The following is a 13,971-nucleotide window of genomic DNA, read 5'->3' as shown; positions in this document are numbered from 1 at the left end:
CCGGATTCCTCCGGGCCCACCTCGGTCACCCTACGTGACTGACTCGCTCGCGGTCAGCTGCAGAGCGATCAGCGCCACTTGAAGAGGGCCGCGCCCTTGACCTTCATCTCCTTGATGTCGGCGACGTTCCCCCAATGCACCTTGACCGAGCCGTTCTTGCCGCAGCCGGCGTCGTACCACTTCACCCGGCCTTGCGCGTCGGAGCCCTTGACCTTGACGCAGATGCGGCCGCCGCGCTCGACCGCCCACTGGTAGCCGACCTTCAAACCGTCGCGACCGATGATGCTGCAGCTGGAGTCCTTGACCTTGCTCCAGCGGCCGGGGACAGAGCCCGCGTTCTTCCACGAACTCGAACAGCGCGTACCAGCGACCTCGGACGAGGCGCTTGCCGGGGCTGCGTTTACGGGCGCCGCCGCCGCGGTGATTGCTGCCGCAGACACGAGCGTCACGGCCCCCGTGACAATCTTGCGCGAGATCAACACTTGAATCCTCCGTGTTCGGGTTCCCGCTTGCACCCACAAAGGGGCTGGTCAGGCAGGCGGGGTGGTCGAAATCGATCATTGCAACCACGTCCCGACGCATCAAGGATCTTGAGTAAGATCTGAGCTTTCCGACTGATACATGACAATTCAACTTTGCTGATGCACTGTGCGCGCCAAGAAGAACGGGCGCCCCGGGAAACCCGGAGCACCCGCCATCACCGCGCTCGGCCGGCCTCAGACGCGGATCAACGTCTCCAGAGGTGCGCCTGCCAGAGCAGGCTCGAGCCGCCGCCGCCCGCCGAGGAATCCGAGTTCCATGAGGATCGCGACACCCGCGACATCCGCTCCGGCACGACGGATGAGCTGGAGGGAGGCCTCGACGGTGCCGCCGGTGGCCAGGACGTCGTCGACGACCAGGACGCGATCGCCTGTGCGCAGGTCCTCGGCGTGGACCTCGATCTCTGCGGAGCCGTACTCCAGGTCGTACGTCTGGCTGAGGGTCGCCCCGGGGAGCTTGCCGGCCTTGCGTACGGGGATGAAGCCGATGCCCGCGCGGACGGCGACCGGAGCGCCGAGGATGAAGCCGCGGGCCTCCAGGCCCACGATCTTCGTGGCACCGGTGCTCCCGGCGATCTCGGCCAGCGCGTCGGTGAGCGCCGTGAATGCCGCCGGGTCCGCCAGGAGCGGGGTGATGTCCTTGAACATCACGCCCGGCTCCGGGTAGTCCGCCACATCACGGATACGGCTGAGCAGCAGCTCCTCGATGTCGGTCATCGCCGCTTCCCCGAGGGTCGGCCACGGCCGCGGCCGCGCGACGCGGGCTGGTTGCGCGGCCCGACCACCGCGGGGGTGGCGTCCTCGGGCTCGTCGTCACGCGGCTCGTCGCCGGCCGGGACGTCCGGGGACTCGCCCTGCGCGGCGGACTGCGCCCGCTTGGCGAGGACCCGCTTCTTGAGGGCCTTCATCTGCGGCTCGCGCTCCTTGAGGTCGGCGACGAGCGGCGTGGCGATGAAGATCGAGGAGTACGCACCGGCGGCGAGACCGACGAACAGCGACAGCGAGATGTCGTTGAGCATGCCCGCGCCGAGGAACCCGCCACCGATGAACAGCAGGCCCGCCACCGGCAGCAGCGCGACCACCGTGGTGTTCACGGAACGGACCAGGGTGCTGTTGATCGAGCGGTTGGCGATGTCGCTGTAGGTCCAGCGGGTCTGTTTGGTGATGTCCTTCGTCTGCTCCTTGAGGCTGTCGAAGACGACCACCGTGTCGTAGAGCGAATAACCGAGGATCGTCAACAGACCGATCACCGTGCCCGGTGTGACCTCGAAGCCGACGAGGGCGTAGATGCCGACCGTGATCGTGATGTCGTGGATCAGCGCGACGAACGCCGCGAGTGCCATGCGCCACTCGAACGCGATCGCCAGATAGATCACCACAAGGACCAGGAAGATCCCGAGGCCCTGCCAGGCCTTGTTGGCGATCTGCTCACCCCAGCTGGGACCGACCAGCTCGCCGGTGACGTCGTCCTCGTCGACCCCGAGCTTCTCCGCCAGCTCCGCCGAGACCTTGTTGGCCTGCGTGGTGTCGATGCCCGCGACCTGGATGCGCAGCGTGGCCTCGTCGCCGTCGCCGAGCTTCTGGACGATCGCGTCGTGGCCGGACGCCTCTTCCGCGTACTCCTGCGCCTGGGACACCGAGACGCTGGTCTTCGGGGTGTTGAAGACGGCCCCGCCCTGGAACTCGATGCCCATGTTCAGGCCGCGCACCGCCAGGCCGACGATGGCCGTGATGGTGATCAGGATCGAGAGGCCGTACCAGAGCTTGCGGTTGCCGACGAAGTCGTAGCCGACCTCGCCACGGTGCAGTCGGGCGCCGAGGTTGCCGAGCTTCGACATACTCACGCCTCCTTCGGGTCGACAGGGCCGGCGGGGTGGGCGGGACGTCGGTTACGGCGCAGCGGCGGCTTGGCACCCAGTCGCTTGGGATCGAGACCGGACCAGCTGTGGCCACTGGAGAAGAACTTGCTGCGGGCCAGGAGCGTCAGCAGCGGCTTGGTGAACAGGAACACGACCACCACGTCGAGCAGGGTGGTCAGGCCGAGCGTGAACGCGAAGCCCTGGACCTTGCCGACGGTGACGATGAAGAGCACCGCGGCGGCGAGGAACGACACGAAGTCGGAGACCAGGATGGTGCGCCGGGCGCGTGGCCAGGCACGCTCGACGGCGGGCCGCAGCGAGCGGCCTTCGCGGATCTCGTCCCGGACGCGTTCGAAGTACACGATGAACGAGTCCGCTGTGATGCCGATGGCGACGATGGCACCGCAGACGGCCGGCAGATTCAGCGCGAAGCCGATGGTCGGGCCGAGCAGAGCCATGATCGTGTAGGTCAGGGCCGCGGAGATCAGCAGCGAGAGGATCGCGATCAGCGCCAGGCCGCGGTAGTAGACCAGCAGGTAGATGACGACCAGGGCGAGACCGATCGCACCGGCGATCAGACCGGCCTTCAGCTGCTCACCGCCGAGCGCGGCGGTCACCGTGGTGACGCTGTCCTCCTCGAAGGACAGCGGCAGGGCGCCGTACGACAGCATGTTGGCGAGGCTCTGAGCCTGCTCCTGTGTGAAGCTGCCGGAGATCTGCGCATTGCCGCCACTGATGGCGCTCTGGACGAACGGGTGCGAGACGACCTCGTCGTCCAGAACGATCGCGAACTCGTTCTGCGGGGAGGTCTGCTGCGCCAGCTTGGAGGTGGTGTCGGCGAACTTCTTGGCACCGGCGGAGTTGAAGGTCATGTCGACCTGCCAGCCGGCGGCGCTCTGGGTGTTGAAGCTCGCCTTTGCCTTCTTGATCTCGGTGCCGTCGACGTCGACCGGGCCCAGCAGGAACTTGCTCCACACCTTGTCGTCCTGACCACAGGCGACGGTGGGCTCGTCCTGCTTGGCTCCCTGGCCGGCGGTGGCGCGCTGCTTCGGATCGGCGCAGTTGAGCGCTGTGTACTGCTTCTCCAGGTCGCTGGACGAGGTGCCGGACGCGGACGGCGAAGGACTGCCGGAGCCCTCGGGGCTCTTGGTCGCGGACGGCGTGGCGTCAGCCTTCAGCGCGCCGGTGACGGCGCGGCCCTGCGTGGTGGCAGTGGCCGACGGGCTGGCGGAGCTCGAGGTGGCGGAGTCCTTGGCGCCGGCCTTGTCGGTGCTGGACGCGCTCGGCGAACCGCTCCCACTGGGGCTCGTGCTCGGGTTGGGCGTAGCGCCGCCCGCGGCCTCGCGCTGCAGGACCGGTCGGAAGTACAGCTTGGCGGTGGTGCCTACCTGGGCCCGGGCTTCCTTGGAGTTCGTGCCCTTGGGGATGTTGACGATGATGTTCTTGTCGCCCTGGGTCTGAACCTCGGACTCCGAGACACCAAGACCATTGACACGGCGCTCCATGATCTCGACCGCGGTGTCCATGTTGGTCTTGTTGATCGCGGATTCCTGGCCGGGCTCGGCAACCGCGCGAAGCGTGATGCTCGTGCCGCCGGCCAGGTCGATACCGAGTCGCGGAGTGGTGTGCCCCGAGGCGAACATCCCTCCGGTGAGCGCCGCGATGGCGATCAGGATGAGGGCCAGCGAGCGCCCTGGCTTGCTCTGGGCGCTCGCGTTCCGGCCCTTCTTAGGTGCTGCCACCTTCTCGTACTCCCTCTCGGGCCGCCTCGCTCCGGATCAACGGGCGGGCGGCCATGACATGGTGTCGGGATCCCGTGCGAGCTCAGCATGCCCGGGGGCGCGCAGGCGTGGCCCGCGCGCCCCGGAGCATCGCTACTTCGCGTCGGTGTCGCCGTCGGTCTTCTTCGGCTCGTCGTCCGTCTTCGCCTCGGCGGCAACGGCGTCGGACGGCTCCTCGACCTCGTCGTCCGCGTCCTTCTTACCAAGGTCGACGGACTTCTCGTCGGAGGCGGCGGGCTCGTCGGCCTCAGTGAGGGAGGAGGCGTCGTCCGGGACGACGTCGGACTTCAGGTCGTGCTCGATGCCGTGCACGATGCGGTTGTACTCGTCGTCGGAGAGGACGGCACCGATCGCGTTCTTGGCGAAGAGGAGCTCCACGCCCGGTCCGGCGTCAACGAGGACCGTGTCGTCGCTGACCTCCTTGACGGTGGCGTACAGGCCCCCGATGGTGCGGATACCGCTGCCGGGCTGCATTTGGTTCCGCATGTCGGCCGCCTGCTGCTGCTTCTTCTTGGCCGACCGGGTCATCAGGAACATGGCCCCGATGAGCACGATGAACGGGAGGAGGGTCACGAGACTCACGGGTCGGAACTTCCTTCACACGACCGCGATGGTGAGCGGCCTGATGGTTGGGGGTATGTGTGCCGCCGACTAGGGCGGCATCGGCGGAGTCTAAGCGAGTCTCCGCGCATGGAACAACGCTCAGCATGGCACTGGGGTTCCTGCTCCGGCCACTGTGCTCGCCGTGACCGGGCCATCACGTCCCGAACAGGTCCTGTTGTCCGTTTCCCGTAGCGTGCGAGCCCGGCGGGGTGAGGCCGAGATGCGCCCAGGCCGCCGGGGTGGCGACCCTGCCGCGCGGGGTGCGGGCGAGCAGGCCCTCCCGTACGAGGAAGGGTTCCGCGACCTCCTCGACCGTCTCGCGCTCCTCCCCCACCGCGACGGCAAGCGTGGACAGGCCGACCGGGCCGCCGCCGAACAGTTTCAGCAGGGCCTCCAGAACACCGCGGTCGAGACGGTCGAGCCCGCGCGCATCGACCTCGTAGACGGCGAGGGCGGCGCCGGCGATGTCCCTCGTGATGATCCCGTCGGCCTTGACCTGGGCGTAGTCGCGGACGCGGCGCAGCAGGCGGTTGGCGATACGGGGCGTGCCGCGGGAGCGGCCGGCGATCTCGGCGGCGCCGTCCGCCTCGATCTCCACCTCGAGGAGGTTGGCCGAGCGGTGGATGACGCGCTCCAGCTCGACGGGCTCGTAGAACTCCATGTGCGCGGTGAAGCCGAACCGGTCGCGCAGCGGGGGCGGCAGCAGGCCCGCGCGCGTGGTGGCGCCGACCAGGGTGAACGGGGGCAGCTCCAGCGGGATGGCGGTGGCGCCCGGCCCCTTGCCGACGATGACGTCGACGCGGAAGTCCTCCATCGCCATGTACAGCATCTCCTCGGCGGGCCGGGACATGCGGTGGATCTCGTCGAGGAAGAGGACCTCGCCCTCCTGCAGGGAGGAAAGGATCGCGGCGAGATCGCCGGCGTGCTGGATGGCGGGGCCGCTGGTGATACGGATGGGGGCGCCCATCTCGGCCGCGATGATCATCGAGAGTGTGGTCTTGCCGAGGCCGGGGGCGCCGGAGAGCAGCACGTGGTCGGCGGTGGCGCCACGCGCGCGGGCGGCGCGCAGCACGAGGTCGAGCTGTTCGCGGACCTTCTCCTGGCCGATGAACTCGTCCAGGTCCTTCGGGCGCAGAGCGGCCTCTACGGCCTGGTCCTCACGGTCGGCGGACGCACCGACGAGCCGCTCGGCGGCGGGGGTGTCGGTGGTGTCGTCCCAGTTCATGGAGTGTGCCTCGCGGTCGCGGTCGGGTGGATCGTACGAGGATGAGGGCGTCCCTGGAACGGCGTCTTCGGGCCTGTCCGGAGCACCCCTCGATCAGCGGGCTCTGTTCAGGGTCTGAAGGGCGGCCTTCAGCAGCTGCCCCACCTGGGGCGTGCCCTCGGCGGCCTCGGCCTGCGGCGCCACCGCGGCGACCGCCTCGTCGGCCTCGCGGGTCGCGTAGCCGAGGCCGATCAGTGCGGCGTGCAGCTGGTCGCGCCAGCCCTGGGTGACCGGAGCGCCCACCGCAGGCGCGCCGATGGGCTCGCCCAGGCGGTCCTTCAGCTCCAGGAGCAGCTTCTGGGCCCCCTTCTTGCCGATGCCGGGGACGGCGGTGAGCGACTTCTCGTCGGCGGTCGCGACGGCTCGGCGCAGGGCGTCGGGCGAGTGCACCGCCAGCATCGCCTGGGCCAGGCGCGGGCCGACTCCGCTCGCGGTCTGGAGCAGCTCGAACGTCTGCCGTTCGTCGTCGTCCGCGAAGCCGTACAGCGTGAGGGAGTCCTCGCGGACCACCAGCGAGGTGTGCAGCTTGGCGGGCTTGCCGAGGCGCAGGGTGGACAGGGTGTTCGGCGTGCACTGGACGGCCATGCCGACTCCGCCCACCTCGACGACCGCAGCGTCCGGAGCGAGTGCGGCCACTGTGCCACTGACGAAGGCGATCATGCCGTACGGCCTTTCGGTGCTTTGGCTGTGTGCAGGGCGACGGCCTGCTGAAGTCGGTTCTGCGCGGGGGCGCGCCAGATGTGGCAGATGGCGAGCGCGAGGGCGTCGGCGGCGTCGGCCGGCTTGGGCGGGGCGCTGAGCCGCAACAGGCGGGTGACCATGGCACCGACCTGGGCCTTGTCGGCGCGGCCGCTGCCGGTGACGGCGGCCTTGACCTCGCTCGGGGTGTGCAGCGCGACGGGGATGCCGCGGCGGGCGGCGCAGAGCATGGCGACGGCGCTGGCCTGGGCGGTGCCCATCACCGTACGGACGTTGTGCTGGCTGAACACCCGCTCCACGGCGACGAATTCGGGCTTGTGCTCGTCCAGCCACTGCTCGATGCCCTGCTCGATGGCGACGAGGCGGTGTCCCAACTCGGCGTCCGCGGGCGTCCGTACGACGCCGACGCCGAGCATGGTGAGCGGGCGTCCGGCAACGCCCTCGACCACGCCGACTCCGCATCGGGTCAGCCCCGGGTCCACCCCCAGTACACGCACCCCGGTACCTTCCGTTCGATTGCCTGTTTGTGCAGGCTATCGGGTGCCACTGACAACGCCGGGCAGCAACTCCCGGCAAAGCGACGGGCCGACGGGTGCGTCCCGTCGGCCCGTTGAGCCGGTGCAGCTCGCGACAGCGCTATGCGTCGACCTTCTCCATGATCTCGTCGCTGACATCGAAGTTGGCGAAGACGTTCTGCACGTCGTCGCTGTCCTCGAGCGCGTCGATCAGCTTGAAGATCTTCTTGGCGCCTTCCTCGTCCAGCTCGACCTGGACGGACGGCACGAAGCTGGAGTCGGCGGAGTCGTAGTCGATGCCGGCCTCCTGGAGGGCGGTGCGGACCGCGACCAGGTCGGTGGCCTCGCTGATGACCTCGTAGGACTCACCGAGGTCGTTGACCTCCTCGGCGCCGGCGTCCAGGACGGCGGTGAGGACGTCGTCCTCGGTCAGCTCGCCCTTGGGGACGATGACGACGCCCTTGCGGCTGAACATGTACGACACCGAGCCCGGGTCGGCCATGTTGCCGCCGTTGCGGGTCATGGCGACGCGGACGTCGGAGGCGGCGCGGTTGCGGTTGTCGGTGAGGCACTCGATGAGCACGGCGACGCCGTTCGGGCCGTAGCCCTCGTACATGATCGTCTCGTAGTCGGCGCCACCGGCCTCGAGACCGCCGCCACGCTTGACCGCGGAGTCGATGTTCTTGTTCGGAACCGACTGCTTCTTCGCCTTCTGGATGGCGTCGTACAGCGTCGGGTTGCCCTCGATGTCAACGCCACCCATGCGGGCCGCGACCTCGATGTTCTTGATCAGCTTCGCGAAGAGCTTGCCGCGCTTGGCGTCGATCACGGCCTTCTTGTGCTTCGTCGTAGCCCATTTAGAGTGGCCGGACATCTGCCTGTCTCCTTCGCGTAACCCATCTATGAACGAACGCCAGAGATCCTACAAGGACTCGGCTGTCCGGTTCGCGCGCACCATGTCGACGAACAGGCCGTGCACGCGGTGGTCACCGGTCAGTTCCGGGTGGAACGACGTGGCGAGCGCGTTGCCCTGGCGGACCGCGACGATGTGGCCGTCGTGCTCGGCGAGGACCTCGGCCTCGGCGCCGACGGACTCGACCCAGGGGGCGCGGATGAAGACGCCCTCCACAGGATCGCCCGGGATGCCGTGCACGTCGACGGCCGCTTCGAAGGACTCGTTCTGACGTCCGAAGGCGTTGCGGCGCACGATCATGTCGATGCAGCCGATCGTCTCCTGGCCCGAGCGCGGGTCGAGGATCTTGTCGGCGAGCATGATCATGCCGGCGCAGGTGCCGTAGACGGGCATGCCGTCCCGCACGCGCGCGCGTAGGGGCTCCATCACGCCGAAGAGGACGGCCAGCTTGGAGATGGTCGTGGACTCGCCGCCGGGGATGACGAGGCCGTCCACCTCGGCGAGCTCTTCGGGGCGCCGCACCGGCCTGGCCACGGCGTCGGCCGCGGCCAGGGCGATGAGGTGCTCCCGTACGTCGCCCTGGAGGGCCAGGACGCCTATCACGGGGGTGTTGCTCATGGGATGTGGTGCCTTACCAGCCGCGGTTGGCGTAGCGCTCGGTCTCGGGGAGGGTGTCGCAGTTGATGCCGACCATGGCCTCGCCGAGGTTGCGGGACGCGTCCGCGATGATCTTCGGGTCGTCGAAGAAGGTGGTCGCCTTGACGATGGCGGCGGCGCGCTTGGCCGGGTCGCCGGACTTGAAGATGCCGGAGCCCACGAAGACGCCCTCGGCGCCGAGCTGGCGCATCAGGGCGGCGTCGGCCGGGGTGGCCACGCCACCGGCGGAGAACAGCACCACCGGGAGCTTGCCGAGCTCGGAGACTTCCTTGACCAGCTCGTACGGGGCGCGCAGGTCCTTGGCGGCGGCGTACAGCTCGTTGTTGTCGAAGCCGCGCAGCTTGGCGATCTCGTTCTTGATCTGGCGCAGGTGGCGGACGGCCTCGACGACGTTGCCGGTGCCGGCCTCGCCCTTGGAGCGGATCATGGCCGCGCCCTCGGCGATGCGGCGCAGGGCCTCACCGAGGTTGGTGGCACCACAGACGAAGGGGGTGGTGAAGGCGAACTTGTCGGAGTGGTTGACCTCGTCGGCCGGGGTGAGGACCTCGGACTCGTCGATGTAGTCGACGCCGAGGGACTGCAGGACCTGGGCCTCGACGAAGTGGCCGATGCGGGACTTGGCCATGACCGGGATGGAGACGGCATCGATGATGCCCTCGATCATGTCCGGGTCGGACATCCGGGCCACGCCGCCGTCCTTGCGGATGTCGGCGGGGACCCGCTCGAGGGCCATGACGGCGACGGCGCCCGCGTCCTCGGCGATCTTCGCCTGCTCCGGCGTGACGACGTCCATGATCACGCCGCCCTTGAGCTGCTCGGCCATGCCGCGCTTCACGCGTGCGGTGCCGGTCTCGGGGGCCTGGTTTTCGGAGTTGGACACGGGTTGACCTCGCTGTGTGAAAGAGGGTTACTGCAAGCATCGAGGAAACGTGAGGTGTACGGGCCACTTCAAGGGCCAATGGTGAGGCGGTGGATCGTTTTGCCTGCGGGGCGCCGTCCGGACGGTGCCGCGTTAGTGTCCTTGCCATGGAACAGCGCATCAGCCTGGTCACGCTGGGCGTCCTCGATGTGACGCGCTCCCGGGCCTTCTACGAGGCCCTGGGCTGGCGGGGCCAGGAGGTCGAGGAGACCGTCTTCTTCCAGGCGGGCGGACTGGCCCTGGTGCTGTGGGGCCGCGACAAACTGGCGCAGGACTGCGGGCTGACCGACGGTACGGCGGGCGCGCCGGCCGGCTTCGGCGGGATCGCCCTGGCCCACAACGTGCGATCCGACGCCGAGGTCGACGAGCTGCTCGCGGCCGCGGAACGGGCCGGGGCAACCGTCACCAAGCCCGCGGCCACCAACGCCGTCGGCTTCTACTCCGGCGTCTTCGTCGACCCCGACGGCCACGCCTGGGAGGTCGCGCACAACCCCGGGTTCCAGCTCGCCGCCGACGGTTCCCTCACGATCCCCGACTTCGGCACGTCCTAGGCAGGCCGGTCCGCCAGGGCCGTCGGCGGCTCGTCGTCCATCTCGAAGGCCAGCGGGAACGGGGCGTGGCCCGCCAGGCGGAACAGACGGACCTTGCGGTGGCGCCGCAGCGCCCTGGCCGCCCGTACGGCGTCGTTGTGGAAGCGGCGGGCCATCGGTACCCGGCGGACCGCCTCCGTCAGCTCACGGGCCGCTTCCTCGCCTCCGGGCGCCTCCCGGACGGCCTCCACCTGCTGGGGCTCGGCGAACACGGCCCGCAGCGCCTGGCTCAGCTCGCTCTCGGCGACCTCCCGCTGCTCCTCCTCGGCCTGCCGGGCGGCGTGGGCGGCCTCGTACAGGACGATCGACGCGGCCGGATCCAGCACACCGGAGGTGGCCAGTTCCTGGGCCACCGAGGCGCGGCGCAGCAGCTGCGCGTCGAGCGCGGCACGCGCCGCGTCGATCCTGGCGTGCAGCCGGTCCAGGCGGCCTGCCGTCCAGCTCAGGTAGAGGCCGATCGCCACGAGGACAACGAGGATCCAGATCAGAGTTGCGGTCACGGGCGGCACACTAGCGACGCCGGGTGGGCAGGGTGTCGTGCGGGGCGTCGGTGTTCGTGCGGGGTGTCGGCGTGAGCGTCGCCGGGGGCTGCCGCCCCCGGACCCCCGCTTCGGCCCTGCAAGGCCCCGTCCTCAAACGTCGGACGGGCTGAAATGCCGGGACCGGCGCCTGAAACAACGGCGCTCGCTCGCCCTCAGTCCCGTGCCAGCCCCAGCCGAGCCCGCAACCCGCCGGCCCCACCGCTCCCGGTCCGCTCGTCCGCGGCCACCGCTGTCGAGCCCGCCGTCACCGTCTCGTACACCGACAGGATGTCCGCCCCGACGGTCGACCAGTCGAAGCGGCGCACGTGCGCGCTCCCCCGCTTGCGCAGCTCGGCCCGGCGGACCGGGTCCTCCAGGAGGCGTACCGCCGCCTCGGCCAGGTCGTCCGCGTCCTCGTTGGCGAAGAGTTCGCCCGCCGCGCCCTGGTCGAGGACCTGGGTGAAGGCATCCAGGTCCGAGGCCAGGACGGGAGCGCCGGCCGACAGCGCCTCGACCAGGATGATCCCGAAGCTCTCGCCGCCGGTGTTGGGGGCCACGTACAGGTCGACGCTGCGCAGGAAGCGGGCCTTGTCCTCGTCGCTGACCATGCCGAGGAACTCGACGCGGGGACGGAGCTCGGCGGGCAGGGACTCCACCGCCTCCTCCTCGTCGCCGCGGCCCGCCACCAGAAGCCTGGTCTGCGGTCGGGCGGCGAGGATCTTCGGCAGGGCTCTCATCAGGACCGGCAGGCCCTTGCGGGGCTCGTCGATACGGCCCATGAAGCCGATCGTGTCGCCCTGCCAGTCGGGGTTGGGCTCGGCCTTGGCGAAGAAGTCGACGTCGACGCCGTTGGGGATGGTGACCGCGTCGCCGCCGAGGTGTTCCACCAGCGTGCGGCGGGCGTACTCGCTCACCGCGATCCGGGCGCTGATCTTCTCCAGGGCCGCCTGGAGGATCGAGTACGCGGCGATCATCGCCCGCGAGCGCGGGTTGGAGGTGTGGAAGGTGGCCACGATGGGGCCCTGCGCGGCCCAGCAGGCCAGCAGGCCGAGGGACGGCGACGTCGGCTCGTGGATGTGGATGACGTCGAACCGGCCGTCGTGCAGCCAGCGGCGGACCCTGGCCGCCGAGAGGAAGCCGAAGTTCAGGCGGGCGACCGAGCCGTTGTACGGCACCGGCACCGCGCGGCCCGCCGAGACGACGTACGGCGGGAGCGGAGTGTCGTCGTCGGCCGGGGCCAGGACGGACACCTCGTGGCCCAGCCGGATGAAGTACTCGGCGAGGTCGCGGATGTGGAACTGGACGCCACCCGGCACGTCCCAGGAGTACGGACAGACGATGCCGATCCTCACGGACGCTCTCCTGCCGGGCCGTCGGCCGGTCGTGGTTCCAGGTCGGCGACCCACAAGCGCTGGAGCATGTGCCAGTCCTCCGGATGTTCGGCGATCCCCGTGGCGAAGGCGTCGGCCAGCGCCTGTGTCATGACAGACGTCTTCTCGGCCCGGGTACCTGTCTCGGGTACCTCGATCGGGGGATGGACCCGCCCCTGCATGACGGGCGAGTCGTCGTACCAGAGCGTGACGGGAAGCAGGAGCGCCCCGGTCTGCTGGGCCAGCAGGGCCGGTCCGGCCGGCATCCGGGCCGTGTCGCCGAAGAAGTCGACCTCGACGCCGGACGCGGACAGGTCACGGTCGGAGACCAGGCAGACCAGGCCGCCGTCGCGCAGCCTGCGGGCCAGCGTGCCGAAGGCGGTGCCACCGCTGTGCGGCAGGACCTCCATGCCGAGGCCCTCGCGGTAGGCGACGAAGCGGTCGTAGAGGGTCTCGGGCTTGAGGCGTTCGGCGACGGTGGTGAACGGCGTCTCCAGCTCGGTGGTGACCCAGGCGCCCGCGAGGTCCCAGTTGGCCAGGTGCGGCAGGGCGAGGACCACGCCCTTGCCGGCGGCCAGGCCGTCGGTCAGGTGGTGGACGTCCTTGACGTCGAAGCCGCTCTTGACGCGCTCGGCGCTCCAGGCGGGCAGCCGGAAGGACTCCATCCAGTAGCGCAGGTACGACCGCATGCCCGCGCGCGAGAGCTCGGCCAGGCGCTCCGGGGTCGCGTCGGGCACCACACGCGCGTAGTTGCTCTCCAGCCGCTGGACGCCCTTGCCCCGCTGCTTCCAGGCGAGGTCGGCGATGGTGCGGCCGAGCCGTACCGCCACCGGCTCGGGGAGCTTCTTGACGGTGCCCCAGCCGAGTCCGTACAGCGCGTCCGTGAGGCGGTCCTGGGCGCTCACTTGGCGGCCTCGCTCCCTTGGGCGGCCCCTCGCGGCTTGTCCTGCGCGTCCTCGGCGGCCTCCGCCTCGGCGGACTCGCGACGGACCGTGACGACCCGCTGGATCAGCGTGACGAGGCTGCCGACTGCGACGATCCACAGGGCGACGGGCAGCAGGTACTGGATGCCCGGCACCCCGAACTTGTGCAGGCCGGCGAGACCGGCCGCGACCAGCGAGATCACCAGTCGCTCGGCGCGCTCGACGAGACCGTTGACCGCCACCGGCAGGCCGATCGACTCGCCGCGCGCCTTGGTGTACGACACCACCTGGCCGCTGGCCAGGCAGAAGATCGAGACGGCGCACAGGACGAGGTCGTCGCCCCCACCGGCGTACCAGAGGATGAAGCCGCCGAAGATCGCGCCGTCGGCGACCCGGTCGAGCGTGGAGTCCAGGAAGGCACCCCAGCGGCTGGAGCGGCCGAGCTGGCGGGCCATGTTGCCGTCGACGAGGTCCGAGAACACGAACAGCGTGATCACGACCGTGCCCCAGAAGAACTCGCCCATGGGGTAGAAGACCAGCGCGCCCGCGACCACCCCGGCGGTGCCGATGAGCGTGACCGTGTCCGGGCTGACGCCCCGCCGGATCAAAAACGCGGCGAACGGTGTGAGAACACGCGTGAAGAATGCACGCGCGTACTTGTTCAGCATGGCCTTCCCGAGGGTCGGTGTGGCGCCGCGGCCCCTGCTGGCCACCGGCTGGCCCATCGTAGCCACGCGCGCGTTCGTGCGACCGCCGGGCACTCGTACCCGGGTCCGGCGGGCAGGTCCACTCTCGGCGGATGGCGCGATCGCGTCCGC

Annotated in this window: 16 protein-coding genes; 1 reads left to right on the top strand and 15 read right to left on the bottom strand. The window is 69.8% G+C overall.

Annotated elements, in window-relative coordinates:
* Nucleotides 1-68: 68 nt before the first annotated feature.
* The 11 genes from OHT51_RS34850 to pdxS all read right to left on the bottom strand — a co-directional run bounded on the left by OHT51_RS34850 (nucleotide 69) and on the right by pdxS (nucleotide 9,710).
* The gene (locus OHT51_RS34850) at nucleotides 69-482 is read right to left on the bottom strand and encodes a hypothetical protein (RefSeq protein WP_328882881.1); all 414 of its coding nucleotides are present in this window, start codon (nucleotides 480-482) and stop codon (nucleotides 69-71) included.
* A 234-nt stretch (nucleotides 483-716) separates the two neighbouring features.
* Entirely contained in the window at nucleotides 717-1,256 is a 540-nt protein-coding gene (locus tag OHT51_RS34845; RefSeq protein ID WP_328882880.1) for an adenine phosphoribosyltransferase, read from the bottom strand.
* Nucleotides 1,253-2,377 carry a protein translocase subunit SecF gene (secF, locus tag OHT51_RS34840; RefSeq protein WP_328884542.1) on the bottom strand — a complete coding sequence of 375 codons (1,125 nt, stop codon included), beginning with the start codon at nucleotides 2,375-2,377 and terminating at the stop codon, nucleotides 1,253-1,255. Before secF ends, OHT51_RS34845 begins: the two co-directional genes overlap by 4 nt.
* A 2-nt stretch (nucleotides 2,378-2,379) precedes the next feature.
* Nucleotides 2,380-4,140, bottom strand: a complete 1,761-nt coding sequence (secD, locus tag OHT51_RS34835; protein WP_328882879.1) for a protein translocase subunit SecD — start codon at nucleotides 4,138-4,140, stop codon at nucleotides 2,380-2,382.
* A 132-nt stretch (nucleotides 4,141-4,272) separates the two neighbouring features.
* Nucleotides 4,273-4,761 carry a preprotein translocase subunit YajC gene (yajC, locus tag OHT51_RS34830; RefSeq protein ID WP_328882878.1) on the bottom strand — a complete coding sequence of 163 codons (489 nt, stop codon included), beginning with the start codon at nucleotides 4,759-4,761 and terminating at the stop codon, nucleotides 4,273-4,275.
* A gap of 175 nt (nucleotides 4,762-4,936) precedes the next feature.
* On the bottom strand, nucleotides 4,937-6,007 hold the full coding sequence (gene ruvB / locus OHT51_RS34825) for a Holliday junction branch migration DNA helicase RuvB (protein ID WP_328882877.1): 1,071 nt from the start codon (nucleotides 6,005-6,007) through the stop codon (nucleotides 4,937-4,939).
* A gap of 93 nt (nucleotides 6,008-6,100) precedes the next feature.
* On the bottom strand, nucleotides 6,101-6,706 hold the full coding sequence (gene ruvA / locus OHT51_RS34820; protein ID WP_328882876.1) for a Holliday junction branch migration protein RuvA: 606 nt from the start codon (nucleotides 6,704-6,706) through the stop codon (nucleotides 6,101-6,103).
* On the bottom strand, nucleotides 6,703-7,242 hold the full coding sequence (ruvC, locus tag OHT51_RS34815) for a crossover junction endodeoxyribonuclease RuvC (protein WP_328882875.1): 540 nt from the start codon (nucleotides 7,240-7,242) through the stop codon (nucleotides 6,703-6,705). The genes ruvA and ruvC overlap by 4 nt, the downstream gene beginning before the upstream one ends.
* A 139-nt stretch (nucleotides 7,243-7,381) precedes the next feature.
* Nucleotides 7,382-8,134, bottom strand: a complete 753-nt coding sequence (locus OHT51_RS34810; RefSeq protein WP_328882874.1) for a YebC/PmpR family DNA-binding transcriptional regulator — start codon at nucleotides 8,132-8,134, stop codon at nucleotides 7,382-7,384.
* A 48-nt stretch (nucleotides 8,135-8,182) separates the two neighbouring features.
* The gene (gene pdxT, locus OHT51_RS34805; RefSeq protein ID WP_328882873.1) at nucleotides 8,183-8,791 is read right to left on the bottom strand and encodes a pyridoxal 5'-phosphate synthase glutaminase subunit PdxT; all 609 of its coding nucleotides are present in this window, start codon (nucleotides 8,789-8,791) and stop codon (nucleotides 8,183-8,185) included.
* A 13-nt stretch (nucleotides 8,792-8,804) separates the two neighbouring features.
* On the bottom strand, nucleotides 8,805-9,710 hold the full coding sequence (pdxS, locus tag OHT51_RS34800; RefSeq protein WP_328882872.1) for a pyridoxal 5'-phosphate synthase lyase subunit PdxS: 906 nt from the start codon (nucleotides 9,708-9,710) through the stop codon (nucleotides 8,805-8,807).
* A gap of 146 nt (nucleotides 9,711-9,856) precedes the next feature.
* Here pdxS and OHT51_RS34795 point away from each other — a divergent pair, with 146 nt between their 5' ends.
* Nucleotides 9,857-10,300, top strand: coding sequence for a VOC family protein (locus OHT51_RS34795; protein WP_328882871.1), 444 nt, complete (start codon nucleotides 9,857-9,859; stop codon nucleotides 10,298-10,300).
* Here OHT51_RS34795 and OHT51_RS34790 read toward each other — a convergent pair.
* The 4 genes from OHT51_RS34790 to pgsA form a co-directional block, all read right to left on the bottom strand.
* Complete coding sequence (locus OHT51_RS34790; protein WP_328882870.1) at nucleotides 10,297-10,839, bottom strand: hypothetical protein; 543 nt, start codon at nucleotides 10,837-10,839, stop codon at nucleotides 10,297-10,299. The genes OHT51_RS34795 and OHT51_RS34790 overlap by 4 nt on opposite strands.
* Before the next feature lie 194 nt (nucleotides 10,840-11,033).
* Complete coding sequence (locus tag OHT51_RS34785) at nucleotides 11,034-12,212, bottom strand: glycosyltransferase family 4 protein (RefSeq protein WP_328882869.1); 1,179 nt, start codon at nucleotides 12,210-12,212, stop codon at nucleotides 11,034-11,036.
* Nucleotides 12,209-13,135 (bottom strand): phosphatidylinositol mannoside acyltransferase, encoded by a 927-nt coding sequence (locus OHT51_RS34780; RefSeq protein ID WP_328882868.1) that lies wholly within the window; start codon nucleotides 13,133-13,135, stop codon nucleotides 12,209-12,211. Before OHT51_RS34780 ends, OHT51_RS34785 begins: the two co-directional genes overlap by 4 nt.
* Entirely contained in the window at nucleotides 13,132-13,878 is a 747-nt protein-coding gene (gene pgsA, locus OHT51_RS34775) for a phosphatidylinositol phosphate synthase (protein WP_328884541.1), read from the bottom strand. The genes OHT51_RS34780 and pgsA overlap by 4 nt, the downstream gene beginning before the upstream one ends.
* Nucleotides 13,879-13,971: the final 93 nt, after the last annotated feature.

Source organism: Streptomyces sp. NBC_00299 (assembly GCF_036173045.1).
Classification (GTDB): domain Bacteria; phylum Actinomycetota; class Actinomycetes; order Streptomycetales; family Streptomycetaceae; genus Streptomyces; species Streptomyces machairae.
Note: the sequence above shows the minus strand (reverse complement) of the source record. Positions and strands in the feature narration are given on the sequence as shown.